Origin of the sequence: Streptomyces alfalfae (assembly GCF_004127445.1) — a bacterium.
Classification (GTDB): Bacteria; Actinomycetota; Actinomycetes; order Streptomycetales; family Streptomycetaceae; genus Streptomyces; species Streptomyces alfalfae.
The window spans coordinates 290227-309476 of sequence record NZ_QEXM01000025.1; the positions used below are offsets into that span (position 1 = coordinate 290227).

At 69.4% G+C, this 19250-nt stretch carries 16 protein-coding genes and 1 tRNA gene; 7 read left to right on the plus strand and 10 right to left on the minus strand.

Annotated features, from left to right (window positions below; all coding sequences use genetic code 11):
• Positions 1 to 57: 57 nt before the first annotated feature.
• From DCW30_RS10830 to DCW30_RS10840, 3 genes are all read right to left on the minus strand, one after another.
• Entirely contained in the window at positions 58 to 1002 is a 945-nt protein-coding gene (locus tag DCW30_RS10830) for a hypothetical protein (protein WP_076685314.1), read from the minus strand.
• A gap of 42 nt (positions 1003 to 1044) precedes the next feature.
• Positions 1045 to 2499 (minus strand): DUF2252 domain-containing protein, encoded by a 1455-nt coding sequence (locus tag DCW30_RS10835; RefSeq protein ID WP_076689080.1) that lies wholly within the window; start codon positions 2497 to 2499, stop codon positions 1045 to 1047.
• A 370-nt stretch (positions 2500 to 2869) separates the two neighbouring features.
• Positions 2870 to 2956 (minus strand) — tRNA-Leu (locus DCW30_RS10840).
• Positions 2957 to 3666: 710 nt separating this feature from the next.
• Here DCW30_RS10840 and DCW30_RS10845 point away from each other — a divergent pair.
• The 6 genes from DCW30_RS10845 (at position 3667) to pknB (ending at position 11891) form a co-directional block, all read left to right on the plus strand.
• Entirely contained in the window at positions 3667 to 4572 is a 906-nt protein-coding gene (locus tag DCW30_RS10845; protein WP_076685315.1) for an FhaA domain-containing protein, read from the plus strand.
• 10 nt (positions 4573 to 4582) lie between these two features.
• Positions 4583 to 5101: an FHA domain-containing protein FhaB/FipA gene (locus DCW30_RS10850; protein ID WP_062774409.1), complete on the plus strand. Its 519-nt coding sequence runs from the start codon at positions 4583 to 4585 to the stop codon at positions 5099 to 5101.
• A gap of 123 nt (positions 5102 to 5224) precedes the next feature.
• A complete protein-coding gene (locus tag DCW30_RS10855; RefSeq protein WP_232626764.1) occupies positions 5225 to 6772 on the plus strand; it encodes a Stp1/IreP family PP2C-type Ser/Thr phosphatase in 1548 nt (515 codons plus the stop codon).
• Positions 6773 to 6798: 26 nt separating this feature from the next.
• Positions 6799 to 8217, plus strand: a complete 1419-nt coding sequence (locus DCW30_RS10860) for an FtsW/RodA/SpoVE family cell cycle protein (protein WP_076685316.1) — start codon at positions 6799 to 6801, stop codon at positions 8215 to 8217.
• On the plus strand, positions 8214 to 9677 hold the full coding sequence (locus tag DCW30_RS10865; protein WP_076685317.1) for a peptidoglycan D,D-transpeptidase FtsI family protein: 1464 nt from the start codon (positions 8214 to 8216) through the stop codon (positions 9675 to 9677). The genes DCW30_RS10860 and DCW30_RS10865 overlap by 4 nt, the downstream gene beginning before the upstream one ends.
• Before the next feature lie 168 nt (positions 9678 to 9845).
• Positions 9846 to 11891: a Stk1 family PASTA domain-containing Ser/Thr kinase gene (gene pknB, locus DCW30_RS10875; protein WP_062774401.1), complete on the plus strand. Its 2046-nt coding sequence runs from the start codon at positions 9846 to 9848 to the stop codon at positions 11889 to 11891.
• A gap of 195 nt (positions 11892 to 12086) precedes the next feature.
• Here pknB and DCW30_RS10880 read toward each other — a convergent pair whose 3' ends face one another.
• The 5 genes from DCW30_RS10880 to DCW30_RS10905 form a co-directional block, all read right to left on the minus strand.
• Positions 12087 to 12908: a class E sortase gene (locus DCW30_RS10880; protein ID WP_076685318.1), complete on the minus strand. Its 822-nt coding sequence runs from the start codon at positions 12906 to 12908 to the stop codon at positions 12087 to 12089.
• 24 nt (positions 12909 to 12932) lie between these two features.
• Positions 12933 to 14168: a class E sortase gene (locus DCW30_RS10885; protein ID WP_237283558.1), complete on the minus strand. Its 1236-nt coding sequence runs from the start codon at positions 14166 to 14168 to the stop codon at positions 12933 to 12935.
• A gap of 212 nt (positions 14169 to 14380) precedes the next feature.
• Entirely contained in the window at positions 14381 to 15037 is a 657-nt protein-coding gene (locus DCW30_RS10890) for an aminodeoxychorismate/anthranilate synthase component II (RefSeq protein WP_076685320.1), read from the minus strand.
• A 212-nt stretch (positions 15038 to 15249) separates the two neighbouring features.
• Positions 15250 to 15930, minus strand: a complete 681-nt coding sequence (locus DCW30_RS10900) for a class E sortase (RefSeq protein ID WP_076689082.1) — start codon at positions 15928 to 15930, stop codon at positions 15250 to 15252.
• 24 nt (positions 15931 to 15954) lie between these two features.
• Positions 15955 to 16725 carry a DUF881 domain-containing protein gene (locus tag DCW30_RS10905; RefSeq protein WP_062774393.1) on the minus strand — a complete coding sequence of 257 codons (771 nt, stop codon included), beginning with the start codon at positions 16723 to 16725 and terminating at the stop codon, positions 15955 to 15957.
• A gap of 143 nt (positions 16726 to 16868) precedes the next feature.
• Between DCW30_RS10905 and crgA the strand changes: the two genes are divergently transcribed.
• Positions 16869 to 17126 (plus strand): cell division protein CrgA, encoded by a 258-nt coding sequence (gene crgA, locus DCW30_RS10910; RefSeq protein ID WP_062774390.1) that lies wholly within the window; start codon positions 16869 to 16871, stop codon positions 17124 to 17126.
• 261 nt (positions 17127 to 17387) lie between these two features.
• Here crgA and DCW30_RS10915 read toward each other — a convergent pair whose 3' ends face one another.
• Together DCW30_RS10915 and DCW30_RS10920 are read right to left on the minus strand one after the other, a co-directional pair.
• The gene (locus tag DCW30_RS10915; RefSeq protein ID WP_076685321.1) at positions 17388 to 18284 is read right to left on the minus strand and encodes a rhomboid family intramembrane serine protease; all 897 of its coding nucleotides are present in this window, start codon (positions 18282 to 18284) and stop codon (positions 17388 to 17390) included.
• A gap of 136 nt (positions 18285 to 18420) precedes the next feature.
• Entirely contained in the window at positions 18421 to 18954 is a 534-nt protein-coding gene (locus DCW30_RS10920; RefSeq protein WP_062774386.1) for a peptidylprolyl isomerase, read from the minus strand.
• Positions 18955 to 19250 lie beyond the last annotated feature (296 nt).

The following is a 19250-nucleotide window of genomic DNA, read 5'->3' on the forward strand; positions in this document are numbered from 1 at the left end:
GGCCGAACGCACACACGGGAGCACAGGGGCACAGGGGGCCCACACGGGCACCACGCGCTACGCGGTCAGCCGCTCCAGCTCGGCCTCGCGCTCGGCGACCTGGGCGAGCAGCTGTTCGGCGATCTCGTCGAGCAGCGCGTCCGGGTCGTCCGGAGCCAGCCGCAACATCCCGCCGATCGCGCTCTCCTCCAGCTCCTTGGCGAGCACCGTGAGCAGTTCCTTGCGCTGGGCGAGCCATTCGAGGCGCGCGTACAGCTCCTCGCTGCGCGTGAGCCGCAGCTCCTCCGGAACGGGCCCCGCCGCCCATTCCTCGGACAGCTCCCGCAGCAACGCCTCGTCACCTCGGGCGTACGCGGCGTTGACCCGGGTGATGAACTCCTCGCGCCGCTGCCGCTCGCTCTCCTCCTGCGCCAGGTCGGGATGCGCCTTGCGGGCCAGCTCGCGGTAGAGCTTGCGGGCCTCCTCGCCGGGGCGCACGCGCTGCGGCGGCCGCACTGACTGGTCGGTGAGCATCGCGGCGGCCTCGGGGTAGAGCCCCTCGCTGTCCATCCAGCCGTGGAAGAGCTCCTCGACGCCCGGCATGGGCATCACCCGCGCCCGGGCCTCCTCCGCCTTGCGCACGTCCTCGGGATCGCCGGTGCGCTCGGCGGTCGCCTCGGCGATCCGTGCGTCCAGCTCGTCGAGACGGGCGTACATCGGGCCGAGCTTCTGGTGGTGCAGACGAGAGAAGTTCTCGACCTCCACCCGGAAGGTCTCCAACGCGATCTCATACTCGATCAACGCCTGCTCAGCGGCGTGCACAGCCCGCTCAAGCCGCGCCTCGGGCCGCTCGACCGGCTCCTGCGCAGTCTCACCGGTCTGCTCCCCGCGCTCCTGGGACCGTGCCCTGAGCCGTTCCTTGAGCTGGTCCTTGAGCCGCCCGTCGGCACCCAGCTGCCGCGCGCCCCCAGCGGGGGTCTCGGGCGTCTCGGGCTGCGTGGGCTCGGCTTCCGGCGTCGTCACCCGTCCAGCCTAGGCCACGCGGCGACCCGGCCCCTCACACCCTCAGACCCCCGTCTCGGCCGCCACCCGCCCCTCCTTGATCGCCCGCACGAGCAGCGTGTGGTCCTGCTCCGTGCGGTCCGCGTAGGCCTTCGCGAAGCGGGTCATCGCCTCGTCGAGCTCGTCGTTCTTGCCGCAGTAGCCGGCGATGAGCCGGGGGTCCGCGCTGTGCGCGTGCGCGCGGGCCAGCAGGGCGCCTGTCATGCGGCCGTAGTCGTCCAGTTGGTCGGCGGACAGGGCCACCGGATCCACGCTGCCCTTGCGGTTCCTGAACTGCCGCACCTGGTAAGGCAGTCCGTCCACCGTCGTCCAGCCGAGCAAGAAGTCACTGACGACCTGCATCCGCTTCTGGCCGAGCACCACGCGATGCCCCTCGTGTGCCACCTCGGGCACCTTGAAGCCGGCCTCGGGCAGATGCGGGGCCAGCGCGGAACTCCTCGCCTCCTTGACCTGGAGCACCAGCGGCTCGCCCCGGTGGTCGAGCAGCAGCACCACATAGGACCGCAGGCCGACGCTGCCGGTGCCCACGACGCGGAACGCCACGTCCTGTATCGCGTACCGCGCGAGCAGCGGAAGCCGGTCCTCCGTCAGCGTGCGCAGATACTCCCCCAGCGAGCCCGCCACGGCGGCGGCCTCCGCGTCCGGTATGCGCCGCAGCACCGGCGGGGCGTCGAGGAAACGCCGCCCCTCGGAGCCGTCGGCGCCGTCGACCCGCTCGGTCGCTTTGGCGGCGAAGCGGGCGCTCGTGTTCTGCCGGGCCTTCTCGGCGACCTTCTCCAGGGTGCCGAGGAGGTCGCGAGCGTCGGTGTGCGAGACCAACTCCTCGTCGGCGATGGCGTTCCACGCGTCCAGGGCCGGCAGCTTGGCCAGCAGGCGCATGGTGCGGCGGTAGGCGCCGACGGCGTCCCGTGCGGCTGCCTCGCAGACGTCGTCGCTCACCCCGGCCTCCCGGCCCGCCAGCACCAGGGAGGCGGCGAGGCGCTTGACGTCCCATTCCCAGGGGCCGTGGGCCGTCTCGTCGAAGTCGTTCAGGTCGATGATGAGGCCGCCGCGCGCGTCTCCGTAGAGCCCGAAGTTCCCGGCGTGAGCGTCGCCGCAAATCTGCGCGCCTATGCCGGTGACCGGCCCGGCCGCCAGGTCGTACGCCATGAGTCCGGCCGAGCCGCGCAGGAAGGCGAACGGAGAAGCCGCCATCCTGCCCGTCCTGATCGGCGTGAGCTCCGGAAGCCTGCCGTGGTTCGTCTTCCGCACGGCGGTCACCGGGTCGGGCCGCCCGTCGCGCACGGTGAACTCCGCGTGCGCGCCGCGAGGCACCCGGCCTCGTATCGCCTTGCCCTCGCCCTTGGGCGACCGGGCTCCGGGCGCCGACCGCACGGGCCACTCCGCGAACCCCGGCACGCTCGGCAACCGCCCCACCCGCCGGCCCCGCTGACCCCGCTGACCCCGCTGACCAGGGATCGCCTTCCCCGGAGCGTTCGCAACCGCCGCGCTCCCGCTCGCCCCGGGCCTGCCCGACCCGGGGTCCGACTCGGGCCCGCCCACCTCGGGGCCCGACTCCGGCCTGCCCGACTCGCCCCTACTCGTCGTCTCGGCCCTGCCCTCGGACCCGCCCTGCTTCGCCATGCCAACCGCCCCCGCCGATCGTCCGTCGACCTGGCTCGAAGGTACCGCCGAGCGCGGAAGGCCGTCAGAGCCTGTGGATAACTCGGGTGACATACATCACGGCACCGTAGAGGGGGCAGCGCGGAAGGCAGTCGAATGCCACCTGCGGGCACAAAAAGAAGCGGCCCCCTTCCGGATCTTCATCCGGAGGAGGGCCGCTTCCTCATGGTGCGCGAGGGGGGAGTTGAACCCCCACGCCCTTTCGGGCACTGGAACCTGAATCCAGCGCGTCTGCCTATTCCGCCACCCGCGCATGGGTGCTGTCTTTGGGTCTCTCGCCGTTTGCTGCGAGCGCCTGCCGACATCCAGAAGATTAGCACGCTGATCCGGGTGGATTCACATCCGTTCCGGGCGGGCACCCGCGGCAAGGATCAGGCCGGCACGCAGCGGAGATCCGGCTCGCACCACGCCCGGCGGCACGCGCCGTCCTCGCCACGCCCGCCGAAAGATCAGCGTGAGATCCGCCCGCCCGACCACGACCACGACCACGCCCCAGCCACAGCCACAGCCACAGCCACAGCCACAGCAGCACCCTCTCCCTCTGCCTGCCCCCTGCCCCCCCTGGGCCTTCCCGCTCCCGCCCCTCATCTACACACGCACCGCCCCCGCCCTCCCCACTCCGCTCCCCGCCCCCAAGCCCTCCGGAAACCCGCAAGCGGAGGCCCGCGGAAGGGCGCGGGACCTGCTCCGCGGCCAGGTGCGGGACACTGACTCTGAGCCCCCTCTACGATCCCGGGTAAGAGAAAGCTCGAGCAGGCGTACCGAGCAGCTGCCCGGAAGGGTTCCGGGGCCGAAGATCAGGGTTTCGTCAGGGTCCTGGGAGGATCTTCCGGGCAGGTGCTGGGAGTTCTTGTGAGAGGCGACACTCGCCGACCGTGCGGACAGGGGGAACCAGCCGATTTCCCGGCGCGTGGATACGATCAGTAAGCAGTACCAGGATGACTACGACGGAGGAGGTGCCCCATGGGAGTCCTGAAGAAGTTCGAACAGCGACTTGAAGGTCTGGTCAACGGCACCTTCGCCAAGGTGTTCAAGTCCGAGGTCCAGCCTGTCGAGATCGCCGGCGCCCTCCAGCGGGAGTGCGACAACAACGCCACGATCTGGAACCGCGAGCGGACCGTCGTCCCGAATGATTTCATCGTGGAGCTCAGCGCACCCGACTTCGAGCGTCTCAGCCCCTACTCCGGGCAGCTCGGCGACGAGCTCTCCGGCATGGTGCGCGACTACGCCAAGCAGCAGCGCTACAGCTTCATGGGCCCCATCAAGGTCCACCTGGAGAAGGCCGAGGACCTCGACACCGGTCTGTACCGCGTGCGGAGCCGGACGCTCGCCTCCAGCACCTCCCAGGGTCCCGAGAGCCCCGCGGGCCCGGTGCCCGGCGGCCCCGCGGCCCCCGGTCGCGGTGCCGGCGGTGGCGCGGGCGGCGGTTATGGCTATCCGCAGCCGGCCTCCGGCGCTCCTGGTTCTCCCGGCGCCGGTGCTCCTCCGATGCCGGCGGCGCCGCCGCCCGGCGGGGGCCGCCCCGGCGGCCAGCCCCCGGTTCCGAGCAGGCCCGCGGGCCCCGGAGCCGGACCACTCCCGGGCGCCCAGGTGCGGCGCTGGATCGAGATCAACGGCAATCGCCATCAGATCTCCCGCCCGACGCTGGTGCTGGGACGCAGCACCGACGCCGATGTGCGGATCGACGACCCCGGCGTATCGCGCCGGCACTGTGAGATCCGGACCGGAACGCCCTCGACGATCCAGGATCTCGGGTCTACCAACGGCATCGTGGTAGACGGGCAGCACACCACCCGCGCTACGCTCCGCGACGGCTCGCGGATCGTCGTGGGCCAAACCACCATCGTTTACCGGCAAGCCGAAGGGTGAAGCGGGGGCAATGTCAGAGCTGACCCTGACGGTCATGCGGCTAGGTTTCCTGGCCGTTCTGTGGCTGTTCGTGATCGTGGCCGTCCAGGTCATCCGCAGCGACCTGTTCGGAACGCGCGTCACGCAGCGCGGTTCGCGCCGCGAGCGGCCGCAGCAGGCCGCCCGCCAACAACAGCAGGCGGCACCACCGCCGCAGCGCCAGCAGCAGGGCGGTGGCGGACGTCAGCGCCGCGGCGCCCCCAGCAAGCTCGTCGTCTCCGAGGGCATCCTCGCCGGGACGACGGTCGCACTGCAGGGCCAGACCATCACGCTGGGCCGTGCGCACGATTCCACGATCGTGCTGGACGACGACTACGCCTCCAGCAGGCATGCCAGGATCTACCCGGACCGTGACGGCCAGTGGATCGTCGAGGATCTCGGGTCCACCAACGGCACGTATCTGGACCGGACCCGACTCACCACCCCGACGCCCGTTCCGCTGGGCGCGCCGATCCGCATCGGCAAGACCGTCATCGAGCTGCGGAAGTAGTACGACAATGAGCGAGCGGAGCGAGCGAGCCGAAGCGGCTGTCCAGGCACTGGACGCCGGCGCGCTCCCGACCGGAGGGTGGGCACCGTGCGGATGTACCCGGAGCCGACGGGCGAGGTGCGCATGAGTCTGTCTTTGCGCTTCGCCGCCGGATCGCACAAAGGCATGATCCGGGAGGGGAACGAGGACTCCGGTTACGCCGGTCCGCGCCTCCTCGCCATCGCCGACGGCATGGGGGGCCAGGCCGCGGGTGAGGTGGCGAGCTCCGAGGTCATCTCGACGCTCGTCACGCTCGACGACGACGTGCCGGGCTCGGACATCCTGACGTCCCTCGGCACCGCGGTGCAGCGGGCCAACGACCAGCTGCGGCTGATGGTCGAGGAGGACCCCCAGCTGGAGGGCATGGGGACGACCCTGACCGCCCTCCTGTGGACGGGGCAGCGCCTGGGCCTCGTACACGTCGGTGACTCGCGGGCGTACCTGCTGCGGGACGGGGTGCTCACGCAGATCACCCAGGACCACACCTGGGTGCAGCGGCTCGTCGACGAGGGCCGCATCACCGAGGAAGAGGCCACGACCCATCCGCAGCGCTCCCTGCTGATGCGCGCGCTGGGCAGTGGTGATCACGTCGAGCCCGATCTGTCGATCCGCGAAGTCCGCGCCGGTGACCGCTATTTGATCTGTTCGGACGGCCTCTCCGGGGTCGTCTCGCACCAGACCATGGAAGACACCCTCGCGTCCTACCAGGGCCCGCAGGAGACCGTGCAGGAGCTGATCCAGCTCGCGCTGCGCGGTGGCGGCCCCGACAACATCACGGTGATCGTCGCCGACGTCCTGGACATCGACAGCGGCGACACCCTCGCGGGCCAGCTCTCCGACACCCCGGTGGTGGTCGGCGCGGTCGCCGAGAACCAGCTCCAGTCGCAGGACGACGGCGCCATGCAGACGCCCGCCGGCCGTGCGTCGGGGCTCGGCCGCCCGGTGCCGCCGCAGCCTTCCGGCGGGGGCGGCTTCGGGCCTCCCGGCAGCGGCGACTCCGTGGGCTATGTGCCCGAGGGCAGCTTCGGCCCGTATGACGACGACGACTTCGAGAAGCCGCGCGGCGGCCGCAAGTGGCTCAAGAGATCGTTCTATGTGGTGCTCGCCCTCGCCGTCATCGGCGGTGGTCTCTACGGCGGCTATCGCTGGACGCAGACGCAGTACTACGTGGGGACGAAGGGCGAGCACATCGCGCTCTACCGGGGCATCGACCAGGACCTGGCCTGGGTCAGTCTGTCGAAGGTCGAGAAGGACCACCCCGAGATCGAACTCAAGTACCTGCCGCCCTACCAGCGCAAGCAGGTCGAGGCCACCATCCCCGGGGGCGACCGGGGCGAGGCCCAGGGCAAGATCGACGAGCTGGGCCTGCAGGCGTCCGCGTGCAAGAAGGACGCCGAGCGCCGCGAGGTCGAGCGCGAGAACAACGCCAAGACCGGCGAGGGAGAGGCGGGCGGCTCGACCGGGCTGCGCACGGCGCCGACCCCGGACCCGACCGACCCGTCCGGCACCACCGAGGACGGCAAGAACAGCACGACCGACAAGAACAAGTCCAAGACCGCACCGACTCCCACACCCGGCCCCAGCCTCTCCGAGGATGAGCAGAAGCTGGTCCCGCTGTGCGGTAAGCAGTAAGCAGCCGTTGGGGGCCTCTGCACGCCATGAGCAGTACTACACACACGTCGACGATCGGCGCGATCGGAGCGCCGAGTCGGCGCAACACCGAGCTCGCGCTGCTCGCGTTCGCGGTCGTCATCCCGCTGTTCGCCTACATGAACGTGGGTCTCGCCCTCACCGGTGAGGTACCCACCGGCATGCTCGGGTACGGGATGGGGCTCGGCCTGCTCGCAGGCGTCGGCCACATCGTCGTACGCAAGTTCGCCGCGTATGCGGACCCGTTGCTGCTGCCGTTGGCCACCGTGCTCAACGGTCTCGGCCTCGTGGTGATCTGGCGGCTCGACCAGTCGGAGAAGCTGCAGGCCCGCGCAGAAGCACAGTTCGGCGCCTTCAGCCCATCCGCGCCGAACCAGCTCATGTACTCGGCGATCGGCATCGCGCTGTTCGTGGGCGTGCTGATCTTCCTGAAGGACCACCGCGTCCTTCAGCGCTACACGTACATCTCCATGGTCGGCGCGATCGTCCTGCTGCTGCTGCCGCTCGTGCCGGGCCTCGGCGAGAACATCTTCGGCGCGAAGATCTGGATCCGGGTCGGCGGGTTCACCATCCAGCCCGGTGAGTTCGCGAAGATCGTCATCGCGATCTTCTTCGCCGGATACCTGATGGTGAAACGCGACGCGCTCGCTCTCGCCAGCCGCCGTTTCATGGGCCTGTACCTGCCACGCGGCCGCGACCTCGGCCCGATCATCGTCGTCTGGGCGACCTCGATCCTCATCCTGGTGTTCGAGACCGACCTCGGTACGTCGCTGCTGTTCTTCGGCATGTTCGTCGTGATGCTGTACGTCGCCACGGAGCGCACGAGCTGGATCGTCTTCGGTCTGCTGATGTCCGCCGTCGGCGCCGTCGGCGTGGCCTCGTTCGAGCCCCACGTACAGCAGCGCGTGGACGCCTGGCTGAACCCGTTCTCCGACGCGACCCTCCAGCAGACGGACCAGATCGCCCAGTCCCTCATGGCCTTCGGCTCCGGCGGTGTCCTCGGCACCGGCCTCGGCCAGGGCAACTCCGACCTCATCGGCTTCGCCGCCAACTCCGACTTCATCCTCGCCACCTTCGGCGAGGAGATGGGTCTGGCCGGCGTCATGGCGATCCTGCTGATCTACGGGCTGATCGTCGAGCGCGGTGTCCGCACGGCGCTCGCCGCCCGCGACCCGTTCGGCAAGCTTCTCGCGATCGGCCTCTCCGGAGCCTTCGCCATCCAGGTCTTCGTCGTCTCCGGCGGCGTCATGGGCCTCATCCCGCTGACCGGTATGACCATGCCCTTCCTGGCGTACGGCGGTTCCTCCGTGATCGCCAACTGGGCCCTGATCGGCATCCTGATCCGGATCAGCGACACCGCGCGCCGTCCCGCCCCGTCCCCCGCCCCGAACCCCGATGCTGAGATGACCCAGGTGGTCCGACCGTGAACAAGCCCCTGCGCCGGATCGCGATCTTCTGCGGGCTGCTCGTCTTCGCCCTGCTCGCCCGGGACAACTGGCTCCAGTACGTCCAGGCCGACAGCCTGGCCAAGCACGAGAAGAACCGCCGCGTCACCATCGAGCGCTACTCCCAGCCGCGCGGCGACATCATCGTCGACGGCAAGCCCATCACCGGCTCCAAGGCCACCCCGGGCAGCGACCTGAAGTACAAGCGCACCTGGAAGAACGGGCCCATGTGGGCCCCCGTCACCGGGTACTCCTCGCAGCGCATCGGCGCCAACCAGCTGGAGTACATCGACGACGGCATCCTCACCGGCAACGACGACCGGCTGTTCTTCCGTCGCACCCTCGACATGCTGACCGGCGAGAAGAAGGAGGGCGGCAATGTCGTCACCACTCTCAACGGCGCCGCGCAGAAGGCCGCGTACGAGGGTCTGAAGGGCCGCGGCAAGGGTGCCGTCGCCGCGATCGACCCGTCCACGGGCGCGATCCTGGCGCTGGCCTCCACGCCCTCGTACGACCCGGGGGACTTCGCCGGCAACACCAATGACGAGGCGCAGAAGTTCCTCGACCTCGACAAGGACAAGGACAAGCCGCTGGTCAACCGCGCGCTGCGCGAGACCTACCCGCCCGGCTCCACCTTCAAGGTGGTAACGGCGGCGGCCGCCCTGGAGAACGGTCTGTACGACGACATCGACGGCAAGACGGACTCGCCGCTGCCCTGGACGATGCCGAACACCACGACCCCGCTGAAGAACGAGGGCGACATCCCCTGCAAGAACGCCTCGCTGCGTGAGGCGCTGCGGGTGTCCTGCAACACCGTCTTCGGCAAGATCGGTTCCGATCTCGGCAAGGACAAGATGCTGGAGACGGCGAAGAAGTTCGGGTTCAACTCCGAGCAGTTCGTGCCGGTCCGCTCCAACGCGTCGAACTTCCCCGAGGACATGGACAAGCCGCAGACGGCGCTGTCCTCCATCGGCCAGTTCGAGACGGCCGCGACGCCGCTGCAGATGGCCATGGTCGCCTCCGCGATCGCCAACGACGGCACGCTCATGGAGCCGTACATGGTCGACGAGCTGCAGGCTCGGAACCTGGACACCGTCGAGAAGCACTCGCCCAAGGAGATGAGCGAGCCGCTGTCGAAGGAGAACGCCCAGAAGCTCCAGGAGATGATGGAGACGGTCGTCGAAGAGGGCACGGGAACCAACGCCAAGATCCCCGGCGTCACTGTCGGAGGCAAGACCGGTACGGCGCAGCACGGCGTCGCCAACAGCAAGAACCCCTACGCCTGGTTCATCTCGTACGCCAAGACGGATTCCGGTTCGCCGGTCGCCGTCGCCGTAGTGGTCGAGGACAGCAAGGCCAGCCGTGACGACATCTCCGGTGGTGGCCTCGCCGCGCCCATCGCCAGAGACGTGATGAAGGCAGTCATCAACAGCAAGAAGTGACCCCTGTCACGGCGACTCCCCATCGGTGCACGTTGCGGTACCGGTCCGGTATCGGCTGACGGTGGTGTCCGGGTCACGTAAGTCGAGCCGGGTACCGTATGCCCGGACAGCACACCGCCGGACCACACAACGGTGCGGTCGGGACCGACGGAGAGGGCTGGATTAGCTATGGAAGAGCCGCGTCGCCTCGGCGGCCGGTACGAGCTGGGCCAGGTGCTCGGCCGTGGTGGGATGGCGGAGGTCTACCTCGCGCACGACACCCGCCTCGGTCGCACCGTGGCGGTGAAGACGCTGCGAGTCGACCTCGCCCGCGACCCGTCGTTCCAGGCCCGGTTCCGCCGTGAGGCCCAGTCTGCCGCCTCACTCAACCACCCGGCCATCGTCGCGGTCTACGACACCGGCGAGGACTACGTGGACGGGGTCTCCATCCCGTACATCGTGATGGAGTACGTCGACGGCTCGACCCTGCGTGAGCTGCTGCACTCCGGTCGCAAGCTGCTGCCCGAGCGGGCCATGGAGATGACGATCGGCATCCTCCAGGCCCTGGAGTACTCCCACCGCAGCGGCATCGTCCACCGTGACATCAAGCCGGCGAACGTCATGCTGACGCGCAACGGCCAGGTCAAGGTCATGGACTTCGGCATCGCCCGCGCCATGGGCGAGTCCGGCATGACCATGACGCAGACGGCGGCGGTCATCGGCACGGCGCAGTACCTCTCGCCCGAGCAGGCCAAGGGCGAGCAGGTCGACGCCCGCTCCGACCTCTACTCCACGGGCTGCCTGCTCTACGAACTGCTCACCGTCCGGCCGCCGTTCGTCGGGGACTCCCCGGTCGCGGTCGCCTACCAGCACGTGCGTGAGGAGCCCCAGGCTCCCAGCGTCTTCGACGGAGAGATCACTCCGGAGATGGACGCCATCGTGCTGAAGGCCCTCACCAAGGACCCCGACTACCGCTACCAGTCGGCCGACGAGATGCGCGCCGACATCGAGGCCTGCCTCGACGGCCAGCCGGTCGCGGCCACCGCCGCCATGGGCGCGGTCGGCTACGGCGGGGCCGACGGCTATGGGGCCGACCAGCAGACGGCGATGCTGCGCCCGCAGGGCGGCGGCGCCCCGACGTCCATGCTGCCGCCGGTCAACCCGGACGACGGAGGTTACGGCTACGACGAGAACGGCCGTGGCCGCCGCCAGAAGAAATCCAACATGTCGACGTGGCTGCTGATCATCGCGGGCATCCTCGTCCTGGTCGGCGCGATCCTGATCGGCAAGTGGGCGTTCACGGGGAACGGCGGGGGTGACGATTCGCTGGAGGCCCCCAACTTCGTCGGTGAGACGGTGAAGGAAGCCCGGGAGTCGGCGAACAACGTCGGTCTGGAGATCGAGGTCGGCAAGCGCGAGCCCTGCGAGAAGTACCCGAAGGGCGAGATCTGCGAGCAGGACCCGGGAGCGGACGCGAAGGTCGAGAAGGGCGACACCGTCACGGTGACGGTGTCGACCGGTGCGCCCAAGGTGGCGGTGCCGAACGTGATCGGCCTGGACATCGAGGAGGCCACGGAGAAGCTGGAGGCCGACAAGTACCAGCTCGTCGTCAAGCCCAAGCCCGTGGAGTCCACTGTCACGCCGAACCAGGTCCTCGACCAGGACCCGGCGTCCGGCTCCGAGGTGCAGAAGGGCAGCACGATCACCCTGGAGATCGCCAAGAAGAAGCAGCAGTCCGTCGTTCCCAGTGTCAACGGCAAGACGTGGGAAGAGGCCAAGCAGCAGATCGAGGCGAACGACCTGGTGGCCAGCCGCCAGGACGTGGCCAGCGGCGACGTCGAGGAGGGCAAGGTCATCCAGACCACGCCCGCGGCCGGCACGTCCGTCGACCCCGACTCCACCGTGACCGTCCAGGTCGCGAAGAAGCCGGAGGAGACCACTGTCCCCTCCCTCGCCGGGCAGAAGCTCAAGGACGCCCGGAAGGCCATCGAGGACGCCGGTCTGACCGTCGGCAACATCACCGGGCCGCAGGATGACGACGCCATCGTGGTCCTGCCGCAGCCCAACGCGGGCGAGAAGGTCGAGCCGGGCACCGCGGTCAACCTGACCACCGCGGGCGGCAGCGGCGGCGACAACGGCGACAACGGCGGCGGTGGAGACGACGGAGGCGGCGGCTTCATCGGCGGCATGTCGCACCGCGACAACCGCGACGGGCACGGCTGGGACGACGACTGACCGAGCCCCGTGAGCACGACGGAGCCCCGGTGACCATGGAACGGTCACCGGGGCTCCGTCGTACGCGGGGCCTGTCGTACGCGAGGGTCTGTCGTACGCGAGGGTCTGTCGTACGCGAGGGTCTGTCGTACGCGAGGTCGGTCGTACGCTAGGTCGGTCGTACCGGCCTGTCGCACGCGAGGCTCGGCCGGTCGGTCACCGCAGCTCCGCCGGCGGCGTGCGCTTGTTGTCGACCTTCTCGATCCGCTCCAGCTCGCCCCAGACGACGTAGCGGTAGTTGGAGGTGTAGACCGGCGTGCACGTCGTCAGCGTGATGTAGCGGCCCGGCTTCTTCGCGCCCGATTCCTTCGGGATGGGCTTGAGGACCTTCACGTTGTACTTCGAGGTCTCGGGCAGCGTCGCGTACACCTTGTACACGTACCACTTGTCACGCGACTCGTAGATGATCGCGTCGCCCTTCTTGATCTTGTCGATCTTGTGGAACTTCGCGCCGTGCCCGTCGCGGTGCGCGGCCAGCGTGAAGTTTCCTTCCTTGTCCTCGGGGAGGGCCGACTTGATCGGGTCCTTGTAGTAGCCCGCGACGCCGTCGTTGAGCACCTTGTGGCTGGTGCCCTCCTTGACCAGCACCTCGCCGCCGCCCATCGCGGGCACGTGGAGGAAGCCGATGCCGTCCTTGGTGTCGATGTTCCCCGGCCCGCCCGCCCAGCGGTCGCGGACGCGGTCGCCCTGCTTGTTCGCCTCGCGGTCGGCGATGACGTTGGTCCACCACAGGGAGTAGACGACGAAGAGACCGAGGACGAGGCCCGCGGTGATGAGGAGTTCACCGAAGACGCTGACCGCCATGGCGACGGGCCCACGGCCCCGACGCCGCGGCGCGGGGGCCGGCGCGGAATCCGGAGCGGGCCCCGTCGTGGAATCCGTCCCGGAAGCCGTCGAGGAATCCGGGGTGGGATCGGGCGTGGAGTCCGTTGCGGGCGCCTCGGCCTGCTGCTCGTCGTCGTCGGTCGTGGCTGCCACTGGTTCTGCCCCGTTCTCACACTTCTAGTTGACGAGCGCGCTCGGCTTGCCCTTGCTGCGCGGCCGTTCCTCGGCCATCTTGCCCCAGACGATCATCCGGTACTTACTCGTGAACTCCGGGGTGCAAGTGGTCAGTGTGATGTAGCGGCCGGGTTTCGTGAAGCCCGAACCGGGCGGCACGGGACCGATCACACTCGTGTTGCTCGGATTCGTCTGCGGCAGGATGTTCGCCATCTTGTAGACGAAGTACGTGTCCTGCGTCTCGACGACGATGGGGTCGCCCGGTTCGAGACGGTTGATGTAGCGGAACGGTTCGCCATGGGTGTTGCGGTGGCCCGCCACCGCGAAGTTGCCCGGATCGGCGTCCGGCATCGCCGTCTTCGTGACGCCCTCGTTGTAGTGGCCGACCATGCCGCGGTCGAGGACCTTGTGCTTGTCGATGCCCTCGGCCACCGGCACGACGACGTCCAGCTTCGGGATGTGCAGCAGGGCGAAGCCCTGGCCCGGTTCGAACGTGCCCGGTTTGCCCTTGCCCTTGGCCCACTCGCTCTGCAGGTCGTGCGCGGCGCCGTCGGCCTGCTGCTGGGCCCTGATGTTCGTCCACCACAGCTGGTACGTGACGAAGAGCAGCATCAGCACGCCCAGGGTGATGAAGACCTCGCCGAGCCCCCTGCTGATCACCGTGCCCGCCGACGGCCTGCGGGCCCGCTCGGCGCGGCGGGCCTCCACCCGGGACAGAGGGGCGCCGAGGGCCGGACTCGCCTGTACGGGGCGTCTGCCGCCCTTCTTGGCGGCCTTGCGCCGCGCCGCCCGGCCTTCCGCGGGACGGACGGGCTCGGGGGGACGGACGGGCTCCGTGGAACGGACGGGCTTGAGGGGGCGGGTGGTCTCCGTGAGGCCGTGGCTCTCCGGCCCGGCCGCCGCCCGGCGCGTGTCGACGGTGCGCAGACCGACCGTCTCGTCGTCCCGGCGTATCGGTTCGTACGGCGGCGTCGCGGACCTGGGCGAGGGCGGGGTGGCGGCAGCGGCCGCCTGCTGCGGGGAGTAGGCGCCGTAGAGCTGCTCATACGTGGGTTCGGGCGTGGCCTGCGGTTCCCGGGAGGCCCGGGGCACCCGCGGGCGCTGCCCCTGATGAGGCTCGGACGGGGGCTCGGGCCGGGACTCGGTCCGGATCTCGGGCCGGGGCTTCGGCTGGGGCTCCGAGGCCGGGCCGCTGCGGAACCACGGCGAGGGGTGCTGGCCCGGCAGCGGGTCCGTCAGCGGATCGGTGAGGTCGTCGACGGCGGCTTCGAGCTCCGCGTCGCCCCGCGCGACGTCCCCGGCGCCGTCGACACCCCCGGCACCCCCAGCACTCTCGACGCCCCCGGCACTCTCGGCGCTCCCGGCGCCCCCGCGCGCACCCCCGGCGTCCCCGTACGCGGCGTTCGCGTCGTGCGGGGCTCCGGAAGGGTCGCGCCCGGGGCGCAGGGCGGTCACGCCGTGGCCCTGCCCACCACCGGGGCGAGCCCGCTCGAACGTCCGACGGCGCCGGTGTCGCCGCACTCCACGAGCCAGTTGGCCAGCATGAGGTGGCCGTGCTCGGTCAGCACGGACTCCGGGTGGAACTGCACGCCCTCGACGGGGAGTTCCCGGTGGCGCACGCCCATGATGATGCCGTCCTCGGTGCGGGCCGTGACCTCCAGCTCGGCCGGGACGGTGGCGGGCTCGGCGGCGAGCGAGTGGTAGCGGGTCGCGGTGAACGGCGACGGCAGGCCCGCGAAGACGCCCTTGCCCTCGTGGCGTACGAGCGAGGTCTTGCCGTGCAGCAGCTCGGGGGCGCGGCCGACGACGCCGCCGTATGCCACGGCCATCGACTGCATGCCGAGGCAGACGCCGAAGACGGGCACGCCGGTGGCGGCGCAGTGCCGCACCATCTCCACGCAGACACCCGCCTGCTCCGGGGTGCCGGGGCCGGGCGAGAGCAGGACGCCGTCGAAGCCGTCCTGCGCGTGCTCCGGCACGACCTCGTCGTTGCGGCGGACCTCGCACTCGGCGCCGAGCTGGTACAGATACTGGACGAGGTTGAAGACGAAGCTGTCGTAGTTGTCGACGACCAGGACGCGGCTGCGGTCGCCGCCGGCGGCGCTCACTGGCCGTCCACGGTGACGTCGTTGAAGGGCAGCAGCGGCTCGGCCCACGGGAAGACGTACTGGAACAGCACATAGACCACGGCCAAGACGAGCACCAGTGAAATCACTGCCCTCACCCATGCGTTTCCCGGCAGATGCCGCCAGATCCAGCCGTACATGCCGTCCCTTCCGTCGCGTACGGCGCCGGTCCTCCCCTGCCGTACGGCACCAGACTAGCGGCGCAGTGCCGCCGGTTTCCCGGCCTCCACGGGCTGGGTGGCGTCCAGCCGCGCCCAGACGATCAGCCGGTGGCTGTGGCCCCACTCCGGTTCGCAGGTCGTGAGGGTCAGGTAGCGGCCCGGGCCGTCGAAGCCCGATCCGCGCGGCACGGGATCGATGACCCCGACGTCGTCGGGGAGCGTCCTGTAGGGCCTCCTGTCGACGCGGTACGTGAACCACGTCGTGCCGTCGGTGAGGATGACGGGGTCGTTCGGCCGCAGCTCAGGGACGTCCTTGAAGGGGTCGCCGTAGGTGCGGCGGTGGCCGGCCACGGCGAAGTTGCCCTTCTGCCCGAGCCGGGCGGTGGAAGCGTAGTGGCCGAGGCCCTTCTTGAGCACGTCGGTGCCGGTGCCCTGGAGCACGGGCTTGTTCCACGTGAAACCGAACCGCGGGATGTACATGACGGCGAAGGCCTTGCCGTCCTTGTAGGGGAGCGGTTCATCGGGCGGGCCATCGGTGGTCGGGGCGTCGTCCACGGAGTCCCGCGCCCAGCGGTCCCGCAGCTCGTCGAGCTGGCCGTCCATGGCGCTGTCGGCCCGCACGCCGGTCCAGTAGAGGACGTAGACCACGAAGAGCACGATGAGGGCGCCGACGGTGATGCACAGTTCGCTGAACGTCCTGACCAGCACGCGCACGGACACGGGCTCCCCCAGGGGCGGCTACTCCACGGGCTTCGCGTAGTGGAGATCCACTGTGCCCGAGTAGCCGGGAAGAGTCACCGCCGCGTCGTCGTCGACTTTCCAGCCGAGCCCGTAGGCGTTGACGTACAGCATGTAGTTCTGGATCTCGGGGGAGGCGGTGAGGGCGCTCTTGAGCTTGTCGGGGTCGCCCACCGCGGTCACCTTGTAGGGCGGGGAGTAGACGCGGCCCTGGAGGATCAGCGTGTTGCCCACGCAGCGCACGGCGCTCGTGGAGATCAGCCGCTGGTCCATGACCTTGATGCCCTTGGCGCCGCCCTGCCACAGGGCGTTGACCACGGCTTGCAGGTCCTGCTGGTGGATGACCAGGTCGTTCGGCTGGGGCTCGGGGTAGCCGGGCAGTTTCGGGCCTGCGTCGGGCGGGGCGTCGGCGAGGGTGACGGTGACCGCCGGGCCGCTGAGCTTCTTGGTGCCCGCGTTCTCCTCCAGGGCCTTGAGCCGGGCGTCGTCGGCCTTGGTGCCGCCGTTGTCGCGCTGGGCCAGGGCCTCGACGTCGTCGCGCAGGGAGGCGTTGGACTCGTCGAGGGCGCCGTTCTTGTGGCTGCGCTCCTGGATGAGGTCGGAGAGTTTCAGCAGGGAGGCGTCGGTACGGATGTTGGTGCCCTTGGCCGTGTTGAAACTGGTGAAGAAGATCAGCCCGGCGAGGGCGAAAACAGCACCCGTAAGCACCCGAACCGGGCGCCACCGAGGGCGACGACCGGCACCGTCATGGGGGTCGGCAGAATTGCTCAACGTACCCTTATCTCCTTCAGCGCCGCGGAAGCACTACGCTAACGGACGCCTGGGGGAGGCCTCAGCTCCCCGTGGAGCCCCGCCCCGGCGCCACATGACAGTTACCTGCGCGGCCACGCAGCGCATCGACAGGAGAGACCCTCGTGCCGAAGTCACGTATCCGCAAGAAGGCAGACGACTACACGCCGCCGCCGGCGAAGCAGGCGACGAACATCAAGCTGACGAATCGCAGCTGGGTGGCTCCGGTGATGCTGGCGCTGTTCCTCATCGGCCTCGCCTGGATCGTCGTTTTCTATGTCACGGACGGCAAGCTGCCGATCGATCCGCTCGGCAACTGGAACATCGTGGTCGGCTTCGGCTTCATCGCCGCGGGATTCGGCGTCTCCACGCAGTGGAAGTAGGCCGCCGGGTGTGAGGCACGTCGGTGCCTCACACACAAGGCATGGCCTTAGTTATCCACAGCGCTATCCACATGGGGAAAAGGTCTGAAGATCTGTGGATAACTCTCGGCCGGTTGACGCCGGTGTGACTGGCCCACCGGCTCCCCTCCCCGCCGCACGCCCCTTGTCCTTGCTGGGGAAACCCAGGTCAGCGACAAGGGGCACTGTTGTTCCCCACAGCTTGCACAGGATCCACCACCCGCTGTGGACAACGGGGTCACTTCAGGTGAGCTGACCGGTCCGGACGAGGACCATGACCACAGCCACGACCAGCACCAGCGCACAGCTCCCGTACTGCACGAGGTTCCGGCGCCCGCGCGGCGCGTGCACCATCGCGTAGCCGACGATCAGGCCGCCGACGAGTCCGCCCACGTGCGCCTGCCAGGCGATGTTCGGCCAGAAGGCCGTGATGAGCAGGTTGATCGCCAGCAGGACGAGGACCGGCCGCATGTCGTAGTTCAGCCGCCGCATCAGGATGGCGGTGGCACCGAACAGACCGAAGATGGCGCCGGACGCCCCGAGTGAGGGCTGGTTCTGCGCGGCGAGCAGATAGGTCAGCGCGCTGCCCGCGAGGCCCGACGCCAGGTACAGCGCCACAAAGCGGACCCGGCCGAGCGCCGCTTCGAGCGGGCCGCCGATCCACCACAGGCTCAGCATGTTGAAGGCGATGTGCATGACGCTGCTGTGCAGGAACATCGAGGTGACCAGGCGGTACCACTGCCCCTCGGCCACGCCCTCGATCGAGCCGAGATCCGGTACGTAGGCCAGCCCGATCAGGTCGTACCGATCGGTGAAGCGGTCCCCGACCGTCGTCTGCACCAGGAACAGCGCGAGGTTGAGACCGACCAGGATCTTGGTGATCAGCCGGGGGTCGGCGGCGATCGTGCCGCCCGCGACCGTACGCGGCTGGTTGGCCTGCGGCGCGTGGCCCGTGCCCGAGCCGCCGCGGACGCAGTCCGGGCACTGGAAGCCGACCGAGGCACTGATCATGCACTCGGGGCAGATGGGCCGCTCGCAGCGAGTGCAGGTTATGCCGGTCTCGCGATCGGGATGCCGGTAGCAGCCGGGGAGGCCCGACGCCCCCTGCGGCTCCTGCGGGCTGCCTGGCGCCTGGTCCATGGGTTCCCTCATTCTCCGTACGAAGGCACTGTGACGGCACACGTGGCAACGCACCGCCCCGCCCTTCCTTTACGGATGGGCGGGGCGGTTCGGTTCCCTCGCGGACCTGCGCGCGGGACGCGCGTGAACGCGTCGGTCAGGCGTCGCGGGTCTCGATGACCACGGACTCGATGACCACGTCGTTGACCGGGCGGTCGGTGCGCGGGTTGGTCTGAGTGGCCGCGATGGCGTCCACGACCTTCTTGCTGGCCTCGTCGGTGACCTCGCCGAAGATCGTGTGCTTGCGGGTCAGCCACGCGGTCGGCGACACAGTCACGAAGAACTGCGAGCCGTTGGTGCCCGGGCCGGCGTTGGCCATGGCCAGGAGGTAGGGCTTGTCGAAGGCGAGGTCCGGGTGGAACTCGTCCTCGAACTCGTAGCCCGGACCGCCCGTGCCGTTGCCCAGCGGGTCGCCGCCCTGGATCATGAAGCCGCTGATGACGCGGTGGAAGACCGTGCCGTCGTACAGACGGTCCTTGGTCTTCTGACCGGTCTGCGGGTGGGTCCACTCACGCTCGCCCTGGGCGAGCTCCACAAAGTTCTTGACCGTCTTCGGCGCGTGATTCGGCAGCAGCCGCACCTCGATGTCGCCGTTGTTGGTCTTCAGGGTGGCGTAAAGCTGCTCAGCCACGATCTGCCTTCCGTTGTCTTCTGTGACACCCCGATCCTGCCACGGACCGGATTGGGACGAGTAGCCGCCGAGTGGGCGCGCGTCGCAGCGATCCGTGGCATTGTCGGCGAAGAGCTCTTCTTGCACCGAATCACGCAGCATTCGAGCGAATTGATCACAGCTGACCCGGGAAAACCGATTGGCCGGAGTCAGTGATGACCCGGATGCCCGCCCTCTCATGCCCGATGCCGTTCCAGAAGGCATGATCCTTGAAAGGGTGGAAAGGTGACATACGTATACGCCACCGAGGAGGAGGA

What these genes read in the sequence shown, in the direction of transcription:
- DCW30_RS10845 (WP_076685315.1), top strand. Translation starts at nt 3,667, where the DNA reads ATGGGAGTCCTGAAGAAGTTCGAACAGCGACTTGAAGGTCTGGTCAAC.
- DCW30_RS10850 (WP_062774409.1), top strand. Translation starts at nt 4,583, where the DNA reads ATGTCAGAGCTGACCCTGACGGTCATGCGGCTAGGTTTCCTGGCCGTT.
- DCW30_RS10855 (WP_232626764.1), top strand. Translation starts at nt 5,225, where the DNA reads ATGAGTCTGTCTTTGCGCTTCGCCGCCGGATCGCACAAAGGCATGATC.
- DCW30_RS10860 (WP_076685316.1), top strand. Translation starts at nt 6,799, where the DNA reads ATGAGCAGTACTACACACACGTCGACGATCGGCGCGATCGGAGCGCCG.
- pknB (WP_062774401.1), top strand. Translation starts at nt 9,846, where the DNA reads ATGGAAGAGCCGCGTCGCCTCGGCGGCCGGTACGAGCTGGGCCAGGTG.
- DCW30_RS10915 (WP_076685321.1), bottom strand. Translation starts at nt 18,284, where the DNA reads ATGGACCAGGCGCCAGGCAGCCCGCAGGAGCCGCAGGGGGCGTCGGGC.